Raw genomic sequence first — 17,641 nt, forward strand, 5'->3', positions numbered from 1 at the left:
GTCCATGGACCCCCGCCCAGACCTCCTCGTCGCCGAGCACATCTCCAAACGCTTCGGCATCACGCAGGCACTCGACGACGTCACCGTCCGCTTCGCCCACGGCGAGGTCCACGCCCTCATGGGCGAGAACGGCGCGGGCAAGTCCACGCTCGGACGCATCATCGCCGGCCTCACCGTGCCCGACGCCGGACGCGTCGCCATCGACGGGCACGCCCTCCGCCCCGGCAGCTTCGCCGACGCCTTCCACGCGGGCGTCCGCATCGTGCACCAGGAACTCGCCCAGTGCCCCAACCTCTCCGTCGCCGAGAACCTCAGCCTGCACGACGTGCCCCGCACCCGCCTCGGGCTCGTTGACTTCCGCGCCATGGCCGACCGCGCCGCCGCCATGGTCCACCAACTCGACCCCGGCATCGACGTCGAAGCGCCCCTCGGCCTGCTCTCGCCCGGCCGCCGCCAGATCTGCCAGATCGCCGCGGCCCTCGACGAGCGCTCCGCCGCGTCATCCGGGCCCCGCGCCATCGTCTTCGACGAGCCCACCAGTTCCCTCTCCATCGCCGAGGCCGACCGCCTCCTCGAGGTCATCCGCGCCCTCGCCCGCCGGGGTCTGGCCATCATCTACGTCAGCCACCGCATGGGCGAGATCTTCGCCGTGTGCGACCGCGTCACCGTGCTGCGCGATGGGCGGTACGTCGCCACGACACCCGTGCGCGGGCTCGACGAGCCCACGCTCGTCGAACAGATGATCGGCCGCCGCCTTGCCACGCCCGTCCGCGCGCACCGCGCACCCACCGCCGCACCACACGCCGCGCCCGGCGCGGTCGAGGCCGCCGCCGTCCGCGCGCTCGCGGGCGAACCGCCCCGCACCGAACCGGGCCCCGGCGCCGTACCGGGCCCCGCCCCGCGCGATCGACCAGGCCGCCCCCTGCTCGAGGTCCGCGATCTGAACTCTCCCGGAAAGCTCCGCGACGTCTCGCTGGGGGCGAGCGCGGGCGAGGTGCTGGGCATCGGTGGGCTCGTCGGCAGCGGACGCTCCGAACTGCTCGACGCCATCTTCGGGCTCGACCCGGGCGCCACCGGGACCGTGCTCGTCGACGCCGTGCCCGTGCCCCCGCGCGCCCCCCGCGCCGCGATCGGCGCGGGGCTCGGCTACGTCCCCGAGGACCGCCGCCGACAGGGCCTGTTCTTCGACCTCAGCATCCACGAGAACCTCGTGATGCCCTTCATGCGCCGCCTCGCCGCCCCGCTGGGCGTTCGCGGCCTCGGCGCCGAGCGCCGCCTCGTGCGCGAGAAGCTCGCCGAGTTCCAGATCAAGGCCGCCAGCCCCGTGCTCTCGCCCGCCACGCTCTCCGGGGGCAATCAGCAGAAGGTCCTCATCGCCCGCTGGATGGGCGCGGGCACGCGCGTCCTCCTGCTCGACGAGCCCACCCGCGGCATCGACGTGGGCACCAAGGCCGAGATCTACCGCCTCGTCCGCGCCGCGTCCGACGCCGGCGCCGCCGTCGTGCTCGTCTCCAGCGAGATGCCCGAACTGCTCGCCCTCTCCGACCGCATCCTCGTGATGTGCGACGGGCGCATCGCCGGCGAACTCACCGCCGACGCCATCACGCAGGCGAACATCCTCCGCCTCGCCACCGTCTCGTCCGCGCCCGGCACCCCCGCGCCGCCCGCCGCCCGCGCTAGCGCAGCGGCACGGTGATCGTCGCGCCGTCCACGCCGCCCCACTCCACCACGCGATCGCCCAGCACCACCCGCACCACCACCCGGCGCGTCGGGCGCTCCAGACGTCCCTCCGCCCGCACGAGCGCCAGTGTGAGCACGCCGTTCTCCACCCGCGCCTCGTACGTCGACAGCAGGTACCCGCCCTGCTGATACTCGAACCCGTTCCCCGCGTCCTCGTACAGCACGCCCGACGCGTTGCCCGAGGCGTCGGGCGCCACCACCAGCGTCAGCGGGTTCAGGGGCTTCTCGCCCGTGAAGCGCAGGTCCGGGCCCATCGGCACGATCGCCCCCGCCCGCACCCGAAGCTCCGGCAGGTCCGGGTTGTCCGACACCTCGATCGCGCGCCACTCGCCCTTGGGCAGCGACGCCGCCCGCGCGCCCCGCTCCAGCACGTTGGGAATCACCAGCACGTCCGACCCCAGCAAGAACGCGTCGTCCTCCGCGCGCAGCGCCGGGTCCGACGGATCCGCGAAGAACACCGGCCGCGCCACCGGCAGCCCCGTCACGCTCGCCTCGCGGAACAGCGTGTAGTAGTACGGCATCAGCCTGTACCGACGCTGGATCGCCTCGCGCGCCGTCGCCGTCGTGTGCTCGTCGAACGCCCACGGCTCCTTCGCGATCGTCTCCTTCCCCGTGTGCCCCCGCGCGAACGGCAGCAACGCCCCGAACCCGATCCACCGCGCGAACAGCTTCGCGTCCCCGTTCCCCACGAACCCCCCGATGTCCGGCCCGATGAACGGCTGCCCCGACAGCCCCACGTTCAGCGTCATCGGGATGCTCATCTCCAGGTGCTCCCACGACGCCGTGTTGTCGCCCGTCCACGTCGCCCCGTACCGCTGCCCCCCGATGTAGTTCGCGCGACTCAGCACGAACGGGCGCTCCGCCGGCCGCTCCGCCAGAATCCCCTCCCGCGTCCCGCGGATCATCTGCATCCCGTACACGTTGTGATACCGCGCGTGATCACCCGCCGCCCGCGCACCCTGCGGCTTGCCGTTCGGGCCCACCATCGCCGGGTCGCCCTCGTGCCGGTTGTCCAGCGGCATCGTCTTCGACTCCACGTTGAACACCGCCGGCTCGTTCATGTCGTTCCACACGCCCGCCACCCCGTTCGCCAGGAACGGCCCGTACAGGTTCGCCCACCACTCGCGCACCCGCGGCGCCGTGTAGTCGGGGAACACGCACATCCCGGGCCACACCGCCCCGCGATACTCCTCCCCGCCCGCCGTCTTGACGAACACGTCCGCCGCACGCCCCGACGCCATGATCGCGCGGTACCGGGCCAGTTCCTCCTCGCGCGCCGCCCGCGCAGACTCGGGCTCCTTCGCCAGGTCCGCCTCGGGCCGGTCCGCGGGCCCGCGCGCATCGTCCGCCTTCATCCCCGGGTCGATCATCCACACGTTGTGAAAGCCCAGCGACTTGAGGTCCGCGTTCAGCCGCGCCGGATCCGGGAAATACCCCCGATCAAACGTGAACACCCGGAACGCTTCCATGTAATCAATGTCCATCCAGATCACGTCCGCCGGGATCCCGTGCACGCGGAACCCCGCCGCGATCTCCCGCACCCGCGAATCCGGGTAGTACGAGTACCGGCACTGGTGATACCCCAGCGCCCACTTCGGAGGCAGCGGCATCGTCCCCGTCAGCCGCGCCAACTCCGTCAGCACTTCCTGCGGGCTCGCGCCGTCGATCACCACCACCCCGAACGACGGCCCGTCCGCCACGAACCGGATCTCGTCCGGGCTCGTCGCCCCCGTGTCCACCTCGCACCGGTACGTCGTGTCCGCCAGCACGCCCTTGGACGTCCCGTCCGCCATCACCGCCAGCACCCACGGGTGCGACTGGTACAAAGACTTCGTGTCCGCGCCGTACCCGTACGCGTCCGTGTTCCAGCACACGATCGTCCGACCGTTGCGCAGCAGGGGCCCCCCCACCTCGCCCGTCCCATACATCGACGTGCCCGGCGGCACCGACAGCCGCGCCACCTGCTTCCCCCCCGCCGTCTCGAACCGGGGCGACGCCGACGCGTCGACCTCGCCCGCCCGACCGCGCACCGTCTCCAGCAGCGCGTACGACGGCAGCGCCTCCTCCTTCGCCTCCGCGCTCGGAAAGTACCGCTGCGCGCGATCGCTCAGCCGCTCCGCCACCACCGGCTGCCCCGCCGCGCGCCACGCGCTCAGCACCAACAGCGCCAGCACCACCCACGCCCGAACACCTGCGCATCGCGCGATCACCGGTCTCATAACAGCCTCCACACGCGCCCCCGCGGCGCGCCGCGCAGAATAGCGGCCGCCACACTCGCACGTCCCCACGCCCGCGCCGCCTGGGGTTTCCTGGTCAACAACCGAACACGCACGCCGCCCCGCTTCGGCCAAAAAGCCTTTGCCAGAACGAACATGCGTGCGATACTCCTGCGTGGACTCTCGGGCCCGCCCCGCGCGCCGCCCCCACGCGCCCACGCACTCCGCCAGGAATCCGCATGATCATCGCTCCGCGACGTTTCACCGCCCGCTCCGCCGCCTGCCTCCTCGCGGTCGCCGGCGCCGCCGCCTCTGCGACGGCCCAGATCAGCACCGAAAACCCCCCGCCCACGCTCCAGTGGTTCGAATGCCGCTGGTCCGACATGGAACGCCGCATGGGCGACTTCTTCGTCGCCGGCTACGGCTCCACCTGGGTGCCCCCGCCCTCCCGCGCGTACGTACCCCCCAGCTCGCCCAACCAGAACTCCACTTCCGTCGGCTACGACGTCTTCGACCGCTTCGACCTCGGCAAGCCCAACGCCCAGACCGCCTACGGCACCGAGGCCTCCTTCCACCAGGTCGTCCAGGAGTTCCACCTCGCCGGCGCCGAGGTCTACATCGACACCATCCTCAACCACAACGGCTTCCGCCAGACCGGCGCCACCTTCCAGGCCGAGGGCGGCTGGCCCGGCCTCTGGATGGCCTCCGCCAACCCGCCCGTCAACAAGCAGCCCACCAGCCCCTGGGGCGACTTCCACGCCGGCGTCTCCGGTGGCTACCTCCAGAGCGAGAACCCCGGCGGCAGCCGCTACTGCCTCCTGCGGGGCGACCTCGTCGCGCTCGTCGACATCGACCAGGCCTCCGTCAACAACTTCATCCGCCAGCCCACCACGCCCGGCAACCCGCTGAACATCCCCGGCGGCAGCGTCTTCAACCGCCCCGACCCCGCCAACGCACGCTTCTACCCCGATCAGGCCCTCGGCACCGACACCGTCTTCAACCCCGGCATGTCCTTCGCCGGCCCGCTCAACACCGGCATCTTCGCGCCCCCCTGCGACATCCCCGCGCGCAACGAGCCCGCCACCCAGCTCACCCTCGGCCGCTTCAACCTCGCCGACCCCATGGCCGGCGACCCCGTCCCCGAGAACGCCACCGGCTACCTCCTCCGCTGGGTGCAGTGGATGGCCGACGTCCACCACGTCGACGGCTACCGCCTCGACGCCATCAAGCACACCCCAAGCTGGTTCTTCGACACCTTCTTCGACTCCGCCATCGCCAACCGGCGCCGCACGCCCGACGGGCGCCTCGTCACGCCGTACTCCTTCGGCGAGTGCGTCGAGGGCAACGACTTCACCTTCGACCGCTACGTCCGCAAGCCCAACGGACGAACCTCCGGCCGCTCCGTCGCCGGCGATGCCTTCGGCAACCGCGATGCGCTCGACCTCAACGGCGCCGGCCAGCTCCGCGACATCATCAGCGCCAACGGCCTGGGCAGTTGGAACAACGTCACCAGCGCGCTCCTCGACCTCACCGACGATGGACTCCAGAACGGCTCCATCGGCATGGCCCACGTCTTCAGCCACGACAACGCCTACGGCGACGGCGGCTCCAACCCCCCCACGCCCACCACGCGCCAGCAGGGCCCCTTCGCCCACGCCTTCCTCCTCATGCGCGCCGGCCGCGCCACCCTCTACCACAACGCCCGCGGCGTCGCCCGCAACGGCAGCGGCTTCTACCCCCGCGCCGGGCTCACCGCCCCGCTCGGCGTCGAGCCCGCCACCAACGCCCCCAACGACACCTTCACCACCCTCGTCCGCCTCAGCAACTGGCTCGGCCGCGGCGAGTATCAGCCCCGCGCGCAGGACGCCGACGTCCTCGTCTTCGAACGCCGCACCCCGCTGGGCGGCGGCGCGTACTCCGGCAACTGCCTCGTCGGCGTCAACGACCGCTACGACGCCGGCTTCGACCAGCGCATCGTCTCTACCAGTTTCCCCGCCGGCACTCGCCTCATCGAAATGACCGGCAACGCCGCCAACCCCGCCGTCGATCCCAACAACGACATCTTCGACACCATCGTCGTCGGCGCGGGCGGCAGCGTCACCCTCCGCGTTCCGCGTAACCTCAACCCCCTCGGCGCCGAGCACAACCGGGGCTACGTCGTCTACGCACCCGCCATCCCCGCGGGCACGCTCACCATCTCCAACCAGTCCGGCTCGCTCCCCGCCGAATCGTTCTCCGTCCCCTCCTGGCGCCGACGCGCCAACGCCGTCCCCGTCGTCAGCGCGCCCTCCTTCGAGATCCAGCTCACCACCACCAACGGCGACCCACAGGCCACCACCAACGACAACGCCGACGACAACGCCCTCTTCCGCCTCAACGCCGGCTTCGAAGACTGGAACGCCTCCGGCGCGCCCGACATCGGCTTCCAGAACGACGTCTCCCCCGGCTACGAGAACTTCGTCACCCAGCGCCAGCCCCTCGCCGGCACCACCAACGCCAACGGCCTGTACCGCCAGGCCATCGACGCCACCCGCCTCCCCGAGGGCATGAACTACCTCTCCGTGCTCGCCTTCCGCAAACGCAACCTCAACGAAGCGGCCCTCTTCCGCGAGTGGCGCACCGCCCTCTACATCGATCGCCTGCCCCCCGACGCCACCCTCACTAACCCCAGCCCGCTCCCCAGCGGCACGCTCCAGCACCGCTTCTCCCTCCGCGCCCTCGACCGCACCGTCTCCCGCATCCACCTCATCCTCAACCCGCCCGTCGGCGGTGACCCCCTCCTCCTCGCCAACGGCTCCAACCAGGCCGTCCAGGACGACCGCTTCGACTGGTCCCGAACACTTACCGGTCTGGCCGAAGGCCCCAACACCGTCCTGCTCCTCGCCTTCGAAGAGTCCGGGCGTGGCTCCGCCCAGTTTTTCACCGTCTTCGTCGGCCTCCCCCCCTGCGACCCCGACCTCAACCAGGACGGCAACGTCGACCAGGACGACATCGAGTACCTCGTCGGCGTTGTCGCCGGCGGTTCCAACGGCACCGGCATCGACCCGGACTTCAACCAGGATGGCAACGTCGATCAGGACGACATCGCCGCCCTCACCGACGTCGTCGGCGGCGGGCCCTGCCCGTAAACCCGACCCGCTCGATCGGGCGTCGTTTCCGCGCGTTTTCTGCGTGCATTTTCGCTTGGCGCAATCAGTCCACTCGGTAAAATACGTGCCGCCTTGGCTGTTCTAAGGCGCACTGCATGGCGAGGCCAACGCCTCGAGGAGAGAGATTCATGAGCATTCGTGTGATGGGTATCGTCGCGCTGGCCGGTCTGGCGCAGGTCGCGAGCGGGCAGACGACGTACAACGACTCGACGTTCGACGTCTTCGACAACCCGCCCGACAGAGCGTACGACCACCTCGACATCTCCAGCGTCACCGTCAGCCACGACGCGACCAACATCAACTTCACCATCAACGTCCGCGGCAACGCCGACTCGCGCGACTGGGCCAAGTTCTGCGTCGGCATCGATACCGGCGCCGCCGGCGGCAGCTCGACCAACGGCTGGGGCCGCAACATCGACTGGGCCGGCCAGGGCATCGACTTCTGGATCGGCTCCTGGGTTGACGGCGGCGGCGGCGCCGAGCTCCGCGCCGCGCCCGGCTGGAACCTCCTCGCCGCCACCTACAACGGCGACACCACCATCGGCGGGTCCTTCAACTCCCCCGTCACCCAGCGCACCCTCTCCGTCAGCCGCGCCCTGCTGGGCCTGACCGGCAATGACACCTTCCGCTTCGATGTCGTCACCACCGGCGGCGGCGGCGGCGACCCCGGCGTCGACCACCTCTCCGTCGCCGGCCTCGCGACGCCCGGCTGGGGCACCGCCTCCGTCGCCGGCACCTTCCTCTCCTACACCATCCCCACCCCCGGCGCCGCCTCGCTCCTCGCCCTCGGCGGGCTCCTCGCGGCCCGTCGCCGCCGCTAAGCACAACGTCTATCTCGCGCGTACAACCGCGCGATACGACACCCGATCAACACGCACGCTTCCAAAAACGCACCAAGGCCCGGGCACCCGCCCGGGCCTTTTGTCACTCTCAGCATCGACATCGCGCCGAGCAGTCTTCCAGCGCGATCGACCTCCGCAGCCCCGCTTCCGGGACCGGGTGTCTCACCCCGCACGCGACCCCTTCCGCCTGACCCCCACCACCAACCCTCCGATGAGCACCGCCGCGGCCCCGGCGATCGGGTTAGACAGCGCCACCCACGTCGGCTCGCGCCCGACCTCCATGATTTCCTGCACCGTCATCCCTGCCGGGCGCGGATCCGCCGGATACGGCTTCTGCAGCGTGAAGTACGCCATCACCATCCCCAGCACCAACACCACACCCGCCAACACCATCACCGCCCCGCGCCCTCGCGTGGCGCGGGTCGTTCCCTCGCCCCCCCCGCTTCCCCCATGCGCGATTCGCCTGCACAGCCACCCGCCGAACAGACCGCCCAGCACCGTGATCGACGGTGCCGCGATCGTGATCAGCAGATTCCCCTTGAAACTCCCCGGCTTCAACAGCCCGTCCGGCCCCAAGCCGAACCACATCCCCGCAAACAGAGACATGATCAGCAGGGCCATCGCGACATACGCGACCACCACGGCGACTATCAAGCGGCCCATGCGCGCGCCTCCTGGCTGCACCCCTGCCGCCCCACTCTACCGCGCGCCGTCACCCGACGCCGCCGCCCCACATTCGGCGCGCACTCCAACCGCCGCAGCCGCCCGGCCACTTCGCCACGTCAACATCCGCTGTTTCAAGAATGGAGCCGGGGGGAATCGAACCCCCGTCCCGAGTCAGTCAGCGTGGAGCATCTACGCGTGTATCTGGTGATTTGATCTCGCCTCGGCGTCGAACCCCAGCACCCTACGCCTTCGGCCAGCCAACGGTGGTGTTTCGCGGCTTCATCCCCGTCGACGACGGATGTCCGCTAGCCCGCTGTCATTTCGTACCCCAGGGTCGCGAGCAGCCCCCAGGGTCCGTCGGGGCCTTGTTAGGCCGCGAGAGCGTAGTTACGCTCAGCAGTCAATGTGGTGCATGCTTTTTACGAGGCCTGCATGCTCCTCGACGCGCCACCGCCACGCCTTCCCTGCCCGGTCGAATCCAGTTCGGCCCCCAGTTTTCAAAGACTCGTCGGGTGACCGCACTCACCCCTCCACCCACTGTACGCCCCGCACCACCCCACCGTTCACGTCCCCCCACCCGCGCACTCCACCACTTTCCCACTCTCCCACTTTTCCACTCTCCCACTTTGCCACTTCGCCACTTCGCCACTTCGCTCTCTTGCCACTCCCGCTCACAGCTTCAACGCCGCCAGCTTGTTCAGCGCCGCCTTCGCGGCGTTCCGCGATTCGATCACCGACTTCATCCCAGACTCGATCGCGCCCTTGTCCTTCGACGTGCGCAGCTTTGACATGATCCACTGGTCCTGCTGCGCCCGCTCGTACTTGCCAGCCATGTCGGACAGTTCCTTGACTCCCTCCGCCGCCGCCAGCTTCGCGTCCATCAGGGGCTTGAGCTGCTTGGCCTTGTGCGCCTTCTCGCCGGCCGCACAGTCCTTCAGCACCTCGGCAAGCGTCGTCTTCGCCTTCCCCACGTTCCCGTTCAGAACGCGCACGTTGAGCGCCTGCTCGTCCATTTCCTTCTGGAACGCCGAGAGCGCCGCGGCCTTCGTCTTCGACATCTCGTCCTTGATCCACTTGTCCAGCTCCGACCGGTGCTCGGCCGCCGTCTCGGGCGTGAACACCTCGAACGACGCGAACTGCGCGTCCTTGTATTTGTTCATCTCCGCCAGCAGCTTCTCGAGGTCCGGCAGCGACTTGTTCCCCGTCCCCAGCTTCGTCGACACCGCCTTCTTCCGCGCCGCGATCTCCGCCTCCAGCGACTTCTTCGTGTCCCAGAACGTCGCGATCGTCTTCTTGAACGAGCCCGCGTGCAGCGCGCCGATGCGGTTGCACTCCGCCTCGATCTGCTTCATGTACGCGTTCACCGAGCCCATCATCGACTTCACTTCCGGATCGCTCATGAAGTCGTTCACCGACGCACCCGTCTCGCCCATGTCCTTGAGCTTCTGCACGCGCAGCCCGACCTCCTTCACGCCCTCGTGCATCACGCCCGAGGTCTGCGCGATCGCCGCCGCGTTCTTCTTGATCTGCTCCATCCCCGCCGTCACGTCGCCCTTGATCGTCGCGAACGCTTTCGTGAACTCCGCCAGGTCCTTCGCCATGACAACTCCCCAGCGGCGGCCTCACATAAAGGCCGGCGCAGCACAAACCCTACCACACCACCGCTCGTCGAGCGCACGACGCGTCGTCTCGCCCGCGATCGTGCCCTCGCGCCCGGCTCGCGCTCCGTGCGGCTACGCCGGGCCCTTCGGTTGCCCCGGTTCGGCCGCGCACGCCAGTTCGTCCTGGTATCCCAGTTCGGCCTCTCGCAGTGCTCGACTACGCCGCCCGACGGTCCGCCGCCTCGCCCGTCGCCGGCACCCGCTCCGCCGCCCGCTGGCGGGCCCACTGCCGGTCGGTCCGCACATTGCTCGGCGCGTCGGGCGCCTCGCGCCAGTCCTCCGCCGCCGAGACCCGCACCTCCGACGCCATCGTCTTGCGGTAGCCCAGCAGCCGCACGACCTCGAGCACGTCCGTCCACGCCGGGAACGAGACCTGGTTCGAGCGCTTGAACTGCTCGATCGCCATGAGGAACAGGAACTGCTCCTTGGTGAGCCGCCCGTCCTCGGCGGCGCGAGCAAAGTCCGACAACCGCCGCCCCGGACCGCGCCGGCGTTCCATCCCGCTGGGCGGGCGCCCGTCGCCGCCAACCTGCGGGTCCAGACGCGGATCGCGCCCGGAACGGCGCTCCACCCCGTCCCAGCCGCCGCCGCGGCCCGAAGGCTCCGTGCCCATGCTGTCGTGTGTGTCGGACATCGCGGTCGCTCCGAGGGCGTCGTGCCGACGCCCCGCGCCCCGCGACCTACGACCGGGGACTAGAAGTCGTCGTCGTCGTCTTCATCGTCTTCCTCGGCGTCGTCGTCGAGTTCGTCCTCGGTTTCGTCGTCGAGAAAGTCCTCGTCGTCCTCCTCAAACTCCTCACCGCCCTCAACCTCGTCATCGTCGCCGAAGACGTCCTCGTCCTCGTCGAACTCCTCTTCCTCTTCCTCTTCCATCACGACGACCGCGGCCGACCCGACCCACGCCGCCTCGTCCTCGAGTTCCCACCCCGGCGCCGCACCCGGTCGGCACGCCGGCTCGAATGACCCGACCTCGCTCCCCGCCGCCGTCAGCACCTTCTGCACCATGAAGCACCTTCCCGCGTGTGCGCGCCCGCCACAACTCCCACCACAGCCGTCACCGCCACGTTCGGTGCGACCACGATTTCCACCCCGGCCCGCCATCCGCCCGGCTCCGTACGGGCCACTGTCCGAGACCCGCGCCGTCGCGGTTCCTTCCTCGCCGTCCCTCTCCCGATTCCGACTCCGCAGAGGACGTCCGGCTCAAAGCGGCGGTACGATACAGTCCGCGCCGGACAAGTCAATCCGGGCCCCCACCCAGCCGCCGCCAGTTCTCCACCGGTTGTCCACCGCCCCGCCACCGCCTCTCCATCCCCTCATGAACGCTCCTTCGCCCACCATTCACCCCGCCCCCGCCTTCCGACCCGTCGGCCTCGTCGGCGCCATCATCCTCCCCGGCCTCGGGCATGTCCTCGTCGGCGAACGCCCCCGCGGGCTGTGCATCGGCGCCGGCATCCTCGCCCTCTTCTTCGGCGGCATCTTCATCGGCGGCATCGACGTCATCGACTCGCGCGAAGACCCTGTCTGGTTCTACGGCCAAGCCCTCGTCGGCCCCCTCGCCGTCGGCGTCGATCAACTCCACCAGCACCATTTCAAGGTCATCGACCCCGTCTCCGGCGTCCTCCGCTCCGCCTATCCCTCCGAGGGACGCGACCCCGCCACACGAGACGCCACCCCCAACGGCACGCCCCCCAACCGCAAGTCCATCGGAAAGATGAACGAGATCGGCACCCTCTTCGCCACCATCGCCGGGTTCATCAACCTCATCGCCATCATCGACGCCGCCGTGCCCGGCCCGCGTGCGCGCCCCGCTTCCGCCAACGCCTGATCCGTCGCCACCATGCCCTCCCTCCTCGCCTATCGCCCGTTCATCGATCCCATCGAGCTGCACGAACTCTGGTTCGTGCTCATCGTCCCGCTCGCGCTCTTCCTCTCGCTCGCGTACAAGGCCGTCCGCGTCCCCGACCTCTCGACCCTCCCGCGACAGGTCATCATCATGACCGTCCAGATCTGCTTCTGGATGGCCGCGCTCGGCCTGGCAACCTACCTCTTCGTGCAGTACGTCGCCCCCATCATCGCGCCGCGCTAGCCGCCAACTTTCCAGTCCCCAGTCCCCAGTGCCTACTTCTTCAAGTAGTTGAAACTCCCCGCCCGTCCGGGCGCGTCGAGGTTCTGCACGAGGTATCGCAGCGCGTCCACCGCGTGGTCGTGCCCCTCGCCCTTCACCGGCTCGTCGCTCTCGGGGTTGTCGGTCGGGTAGTGGTACCGCTCGAGCGACGAGATGAGCACCGCGCAGCGCTCGTGGATGAACAGCCGCGCGTCCCCCGATGCCGGCGCGAACCGCGCCCGCAGCAGGTCCAGCCCCAGGCGCAGAGGCCGTCGCGCCGCCCGCACCGCGAACCCCGCCTGCCCGAGCACCTGCAGCGCGCTCAGCCCGGTCTGGTCGTTGCGTGAACGTCCCGCCGGGTCGATCCCCACCCACGCGGGCGGGGGCCACGCCGGCACGCCCGCGCGCGCCAGCCCGGCCTTCATCGCCCCGACGTGCTCGCCCAGCACCTGATCGCTCGCCGAGCGCTCGTCCACCACCCAGACGCGGTCTTCCTCGTCCACGCACGCCCACAGCACGACCGTCGCCGACCGGATGCCCAGGTCCATCCCCGCGACGAACATTCCCGCCGGCGCCTCGCCCCGGAACACGTGGCGTACGGGATCGAACTCCGGGATCACCGCGTCGCTCCGCCGCGGCCTTCTGCACAGCATCTCGCTCTCCCACGTCGCCACGCTCACGCGACGCTTCATCGCCAGCGCGTCGTCGATCCGCACGTGCCCCGCCCGCTCCGCCGGGCGCTCCTTGGCGCGCCCCGTGCACTCGTCCCACAGCGCGCACCGCCCGTCGGCCCGCTCGCACGCGTGCCGGGGCGGGCAGTGCTCCAGCACGTCCACCACGCCCCAGCGCAGCAGCCGCCGCGCGCCCGTCCGCGCCTCGGTCACCAGGCGCTGCATCATCCCGTGGGGCACGTGCATCGTGCTCAGGCACTCCACGCTCCCGCGCACCGCCACGCCGCCGCACACCGCCGAGCGCGTCACGAGCTGGGCCGCTTCCCACACCCCCGCGTCGAACAGGTCCACCTCGTCGCACCGCAGCTTGTGGACGCGCGTCCCGCGCACCGACGTCTGCGACTGCGCCAGGATCTCCACCTCGCCCCCCGTGCGGAACGACAGCCGCTTCTCCGTCGCACGCTTCACGCACGACGCCAGCCCCGGCGAACGCGCCGGATCCACCAGCCGCCGCAGGTGCGCGTACATCCGGCGGCTCTGCTCCAGCGAGCCCCCCAGCACACGCACCTCGATCCCCGGCTTGAACACCAGGTCCAGCACCGTCGCGATCGCCCCCAGCAGCGTCTTCCCGCTCCCGCGGCTCGCCCACACCACGCAGTCCGGCGACGACACGCCCTCGCCCGCCCCCTCGCCCGCCGGTGCGCCCGCGGAGCCGGCGCCCGGCGCCGCATCCACGAAGAACGCTTGGGCCAGGTAGTCAAACGGCGCGTCGTGCCCGCCCACGATTCCCCGGCGCGCCACGCGCACGCCCAGCACGCCCGCGATCCACGCGTGCAGCGCGTCGGGCGTGCGCGGATACTCCCACGCGTCCTGCTCGCGCAGCGCGCCGCCCTCCGGCGGCGGGCCATCCGCCGAGCCGCCCGCGGCGCGCGTGGCGCCCGTCGGCCGCGCCTCACCCGTGGTCCGAGTCGAGCCCGTCGTTCGCGTCGTGCGTCGATTCTTCGCCGCCCCCATGCGTCCCCCTCTCCTGCCCGAGTGCCCTCTAGCCCGCCACGAACACCGCGCGGCGCGCGGTGAGGCTCATGGCGGCGAGCGCCGTGACCTCCCACGCCGCCGCCGACATCGCCGCTCCGCGCGTGCCCTTGCCGGCCCGCGCCCAGGCGAGCGCCGCGTCGCGCAGGCCGGCGCGGGCCGCCAGCGCGCGCACGCGGCGCGCGTCGGCGAACCGCCACGGCGCCACGCCCGCGCGTCGGAACGCGGTCCGCAGCGCGCGCTCGCGCGCCGGGGCCCGCGCCCGCACCCGGCGCATCCCGGCGCGCTCGAAGATCGGCGCGTACCGGCCCATCGCGGCGATCGCCTCGGTCCGGCGCGTCAGGGGCGAGGCCAGATACGCCCGCACGAGCGACACGCCCACGCCCAGCCCCCGCCACGCCGGCGACACCAGCACCCGCGAGATCGTGCGGACCTCGCGGTTGAGCGCCCGGGCCGCCCGCGCGCGCCCGCCCCGCGGCTCGTACCGCTCGCCCCACGCGCTCCTTCGCCACGTCGAGTTCAGCGTCGGCATCGACACCACCAGCACGCCGGCGAGTTCGCCCGAGCGCACGCACCGGGCGGCGAGGATGCACGCGGCGGTCGCCGGGCGCTGCCCCAGGTAGTGCGTCTCCGCCAGGCGCTCGTAGTCGCGCCACGTGCCCGGCCCGATCGCGAGCGCGCCCGTCACGCCCCGCCCCCGCGCTCGATGTGCACCGTCGTCCCCGAGCGCCCCCGCGCGCAGCGCACGCGCACGTCGGGCGCGAGGGGCCCGCGGAGGTCGTCGTGCGCGGTGGCGACGACGACGCGCACGCCGGTGCGGGTCGCCCAGCGGCGGACGCCCGCGCCGACGCGGGCCGCCGACGCCCGGTCGAGCGTCGACGCGAACTCGTCGAGCAGCAGCAGGTGCCCGGGGGCGCCCGGGCGGACGCGCGCCAACGCCGCGGCGAGCGCGACGCGGGCCCGCTCGCCCTCGGAGAGTTCGCCGGGCGTGCGCGCCAGCACGCCGACATCGCCCAGGCCGGCCCGCACGAGGCAGGCGATGGCCTCGCCGAGCGAGCCGGGGATGAGGTCGATGACGCAGCGGGCGCGCTCGACGGGCCGCTGCCCGCAGACGCGCAGGCCCGCGTCCCGGGCGGCACGGGCGACCGCGCGCAGCAGCGTGGACTTCCCCGACCCGCTGGGGCCCGAGACGAGGACGACCTCGCCGGGGCGCAGAGACGCGAGCAGACGCCGGGCGTCGTCGTGCAGCGTGCGGCTCAGGTCGGCGGGGCGCACGCGGCGCACGCACACGCCCAGCGCGGCGCACGCGCGCAGCAGGCGCTCGGTGGGGACGACGCTCGCGGGCAGCACGCGGAGCAGCGCACGCGCGTCGTTCACGCGGCACCTCCCACGCGGCGCGGGGCCCGCGGCAACGCCGGCGCGCCCCGGGACGCGTCGACGCCCGCGGGCGGCACGGGCGCCGTTCCGACTCGACCGCCGATGCTCTCCACCAGCGCGAGCACCGCGTCGCGCTGGCGACGCACGGCGTGCTGCGTGATGCCCAGTTCGGCGGCGGCCTCTCGCACCGAGCGCCCGCGCAGGAAGATGGCCCGCGCCACCGCCCGGCGCGAGGTGGGCCACGCGCTCTGCTGGCGGAGCACGAAGCCGAACTCGGGCGCGACCACCAGGGCCGTCAGGCGGCGCAGACGCCGGCGCAGCGTGCGGGCCTGGCGCGGCTCGCCCATGAGCCGAGCGAGGTCCGCGCAGGTGTGCCCGTGGACGTAGACGCCTTCGAGGATGGCGCGGTCGCGCGGCTCGAGGTATCCCGCGGCGAGGCGGGCCGCGTCGGCGAGACGGGCGCGTTCGGCCGCACGTCGATCCGACCCGGCGCGTTCCACGATCTGCCCGGGGCCCCCGGTTGCCCCGCCGCCGCTCCCACCACGCATCGCGACCATGACCAGCCTCCCTCGTGGGCCCGGGAACTCCGCCCCGGACGACTTTTCCACCGTTTGTTCACATATCTGCGTACGATTTGACTATGTTCTACGTAGATGTGTACGCTTTGCAAGTAGTTTGTTCGGAATGACCGTGTTTTTGCGCGCGGGGGCGGTCCTCGGGGCCAGAAAGCCAGCGATGAGCGGTTCAGGACAGGTGTTGAGCGAGCGCGGGGGCGACGGGCCGCTGGGCGCACGGCTTCGCGCCCGGCGCGCACGGGCGAACCTCTCGCTGCAGGACCTCGCGGACCGGGTGGGGTGCGCGAAGAGCCTGCTGTCGGAGATCGAGCGGGGGATGCGTCTGCCGACGGACGACATCTGCGGGCGGCTGGAAGAGGCGCTCATGTTCCGGGCGGGCGAACTGCTCGACCTGGCGCGGTGGGAGCGCAGCCTGCAGGCCGGTGGCGAGCCGGTGCGGCGCGAGCTCGACCGGCTGCAGAGCGACCGGCGGGCGCTGCGCCGGTTTGTGGAGGCGATCGCCGACAAGGGGCTCGACGCGGCGTACACCAGCGGCGAACTGGCGCGCCTGGTGGCGCAGATCGCCCCGCCCGCGGCACCGGGATCGCCGGATGATCCGGACGACGAGGTGCCCGAGTTCGATCCCGACGTCTCGATCGTGCGACTGGGCGCGGACGTCCCGCTCATCAACAAGGTGGCGGCGGGCTACCCGCGCGAGTTCACCGACCTGTCGTATCCGGCGCGCGTCGCCGACGAGTACGTCCGGTGCCCGGACCTGCACGATCCCGACGCGTTCGCGGCCCGGGTGGTGGGCGACTCGATGATGCCCCAGTACGCGCAGGGCGACGTGGTGATCTTCAGCCCGGCCAAGCCCGTGCGGAACGGGTCGGACTGTTTCGCGCGGATCGAGCCAAATCACGAGACGACGTTCAAGCGGGTGTACTTTGAGAAGGACGCGAGCGGGCGGGAGTTGATCCGGCTGCAGCCCCTGAACAGCGCGTATCCGCCGCGGTTGCTGGAGCGTGAGGCGGTGGCGGGGCTCTACGCGGCGGTGAGCGTGATGCGGACCATTCCGTGACGTGAGGGCGTGGAGCGGCGTGGCGCGGCGGCGGGGCGGCGTGCGACAAAGCGGTGCGGCGTATTTTGTTCGCTACGTCCGCCGGGCCGATAGAGCAGGCAGCCGCCGGGGATGGGCGGGCAGAGGAGTCGCCGCATGGAACGCGCTGGGACGTGCAGTGTGATGGGTCGGGGCTGGCGCGTGGCGGGGCGCGTGGTGGCGGGCGTCGTCGCGGCGGGGTTGCTGGCGGCGGCCGGCGGGTGCGGCGGGGCCGGGGCGAAGAAGAACGCCGGCGCGGGCCCGAAGAACACGGCGCCGAGCGCGGGGCTGAACGCCCTCGCGGGCGGGGGGAGCGGGCCCGGGGGCGAGGAAGGGCTGCGCGCGGGGTCGGCGGCGGACCTGGCGATCCCCGAGGACAGGCCGCTGACAGACAGTGAAAAGTCGACGCTGGCGGCCCAGGCGGCGCTGGACCTGGAGGCGGTGCTGAACGGGGGCGTGCCGCCGCCGGGCGGACGCACGGGCACGGCGGCGGGCGCGTCTGGCGGCGCGGGCGCGTCTGGCGGCGCGGGCGA

The 17,641-nt window shown here is 71.7% G+C and carries 16 protein-coding genes and 1 other RNA gene; 7 read left to right on the forward strand and 10 right to left on the reverse strand.

The window, feature by feature from the left end; translation table 11 throughout:
• The first annotated feature begins 4 nt into the window (after positions 1–4).
• Positions 5–1,696, forward strand: a complete 1,692-nt coding sequence (locus SFY69_07320; GenBank protein ID MDX2131845.1) for a sugar ABC transporter ATP-binding protein — start codon at positions 5–7, stop codon at positions 1,694–1,696.
• Here SFY69_07320 and SFY69_07325 read toward each other — a convergent pair.
• Positions 1,677–3,959, reverse strand: a complete 2,283-nt coding sequence (locus SFY69_07325; protein ID MDX2131846.1) for a glycoside hydrolase family 31 protein — start codon at positions 3,957–3,959, stop codon at positions 1,677–1,679. The two genes, SFY69_07320 and SFY69_07325, sit on opposite strands and share 20 nt — an antisense overlap.
• A 236-nt stretch (positions 3,960–4,195) precedes the next feature.
• Between SFY69_07325 and SFY69_07330 the strand changes: the two genes are divergently transcribed.
• Entirely contained in the window at positions 4,196–7,084 is a 2,889-nt protein-coding gene (locus SFY69_07330; GenBank protein MDX2131847.1) for a hypothetical protein, read from the forward strand.
• Between the two features lie 149 nt (positions 7,085–7,233).
• Positions 7,234–7,926, forward strand: a complete 693-nt coding sequence (locus SFY69_07335) for a hypothetical protein (GenBank protein MDX2131848.1) — start codon at positions 7,234–7,236, stop codon at positions 7,924–7,926.
• A gap of 183 nt (positions 7,927–8,109) precedes the next feature.
• Here SFY69_07335 and SFY69_07340 read toward each other — a convergent pair whose 3' ends face one another.
• The 5 genes from SFY69_07340 to SFY69_07360 all read right to left on the reverse strand — a co-directional run bounded on the left by SFY69_07340 (position 8,110) and on the right by SFY69_07360 (position 11,276).
• Complete coding sequence (locus SFY69_07340) at positions 8,110–8,610, reverse strand: hypothetical protein (protein MDX2131849.1); 501 nt, start codon at positions 8,608–8,610, stop codon at positions 8,110–8,112.
• Between the two features lie 138 nt (positions 8,611–8,748).
• Positions 8,749–9,104, reverse strand: a transfer-messenger RNA (tmRNA) gene (ssrA, locus tag SFY69_07345).
• A gap of 180 nt (positions 9,105–9,284) precedes the next feature.
• The gene (locus SFY69_07350) at positions 9,285–10,214 is read right to left on the reverse strand and encodes a hypothetical protein (protein ID MDX2131850.1); all 930 of its coding nucleotides are present in this window, start codon (positions 10,212–10,214) and stop codon (positions 9,285–9,287) included.
• 217 nt (positions 10,215–10,431) lie between these two features.
• Positions 10,432–10,908, reverse strand: coding sequence for a hypothetical protein (locus SFY69_07355; GenBank protein ID MDX2131851.1), 477 nt, complete (start codon positions 10,906–10,908; stop codon positions 10,432–10,434).
• A gap of 59 nt (positions 10,909–10,967) precedes the next feature.
• A complete protein-coding gene (locus SFY69_07360; GenBank protein ID MDX2131852.1) occupies positions 10,968–11,276 on the reverse strand; it encodes a hypothetical protein in 309 nt (102 codons plus the stop codon).
• Positions 11,277–11,589: 313 nt separating this feature from the next.
• Between SFY69_07360 and SFY69_07365 the strand changes: the two genes are divergently transcribed.
• Positions 11,590–12,099 carry a DUF6677 family protein gene (locus SFY69_07365; protein ID MDX2131853.1) on the forward strand — a complete coding sequence of 170 codons (510 nt, stop codon included), beginning with the start codon at positions 11,590–11,592 and terminating at the stop codon, positions 12,097–12,099.
• Positions 12,100–12,111: 12 nt separating this feature from the next.
• Entirely contained in the window at positions 12,112–12,360 is a 249-nt protein-coding gene (locus tag SFY69_07370) for a hypothetical protein (protein ID MDX2131854.1), read from the forward strand.
• 32 nt (positions 12,361–12,392) lie between these two features.
• Here SFY69_07370 and SFY69_07375 read toward each other — a convergent pair whose 3' ends face one another.
• From SFY69_07375 to SFY69_07390, 4 genes are read right to left on the reverse strand one after another with little or no spacing between them, the layout of a single operon-like run.
• Entirely contained in the window at positions 12,393–14,063 is a 1,671-nt protein-coding gene (locus tag SFY69_07375; GenBank protein ID MDX2131855.1) for a hypothetical protein, read from the reverse strand.
• A gap of 28 nt (positions 14,064–14,091) precedes the next feature.
• Positions 14,092–14,769 (reverse strand): hypothetical protein, encoded by a 678-nt coding sequence (locus tag SFY69_07380; GenBank protein MDX2131856.1) that lies wholly within the window; start codon positions 14,767–14,769, stop codon positions 14,092–14,094.
• Positions 14,766–15,458, reverse strand: a complete 693-nt coding sequence (locus tag SFY69_07385; protein ID MDX2131857.1) for an ATP-binding cassette domain-containing protein — start codon at positions 15,456–15,458, stop codon at positions 14,766–14,768. The genes SFY69_07380 and SFY69_07385 overlap by 4 nt, the downstream gene beginning before the upstream one ends.
• Positions 15,455–16,015, reverse strand: coding sequence for a hypothetical protein (locus SFY69_07390; protein ID MDX2131858.1), 561 nt, complete (start codon positions 16,013–16,015; stop codon positions 15,455–15,457). The genes SFY69_07385 and SFY69_07390 overlap by 4 nt, the downstream gene beginning before the upstream one ends.
• Positions 16,016–16,193: 178 nt before the next feature.
• Here SFY69_07390 and SFY69_07395 point away from each other — a divergent pair, with 178 nt between their 5' ends.
• Positions 16,194–17,090, forward strand: coding sequence for a LexA family transcriptional regulator (locus tag SFY69_07395; GenBank protein MDX2131859.1), 897 nt, complete (start codon positions 16,194–16,196; stop codon positions 17,088–17,090).
• A gap of 135 nt (positions 17,091–17,225) precedes the next feature.
• A partial coding sequence (locus tag SFY69_07400; protein ID MDX2131860.1) for a hypothetical protein occupies positions 17,226–17,641 on the forward strand: 416 nt, incomplete at its 3' end.

This window comes from Planctomycetota bacterium, assembly GCA_033763975.1.
Lineage (GTDB): Bacteria > Planctomycetota > Phycisphaerae > Phycisphaerales > UBA1924 > RI-211.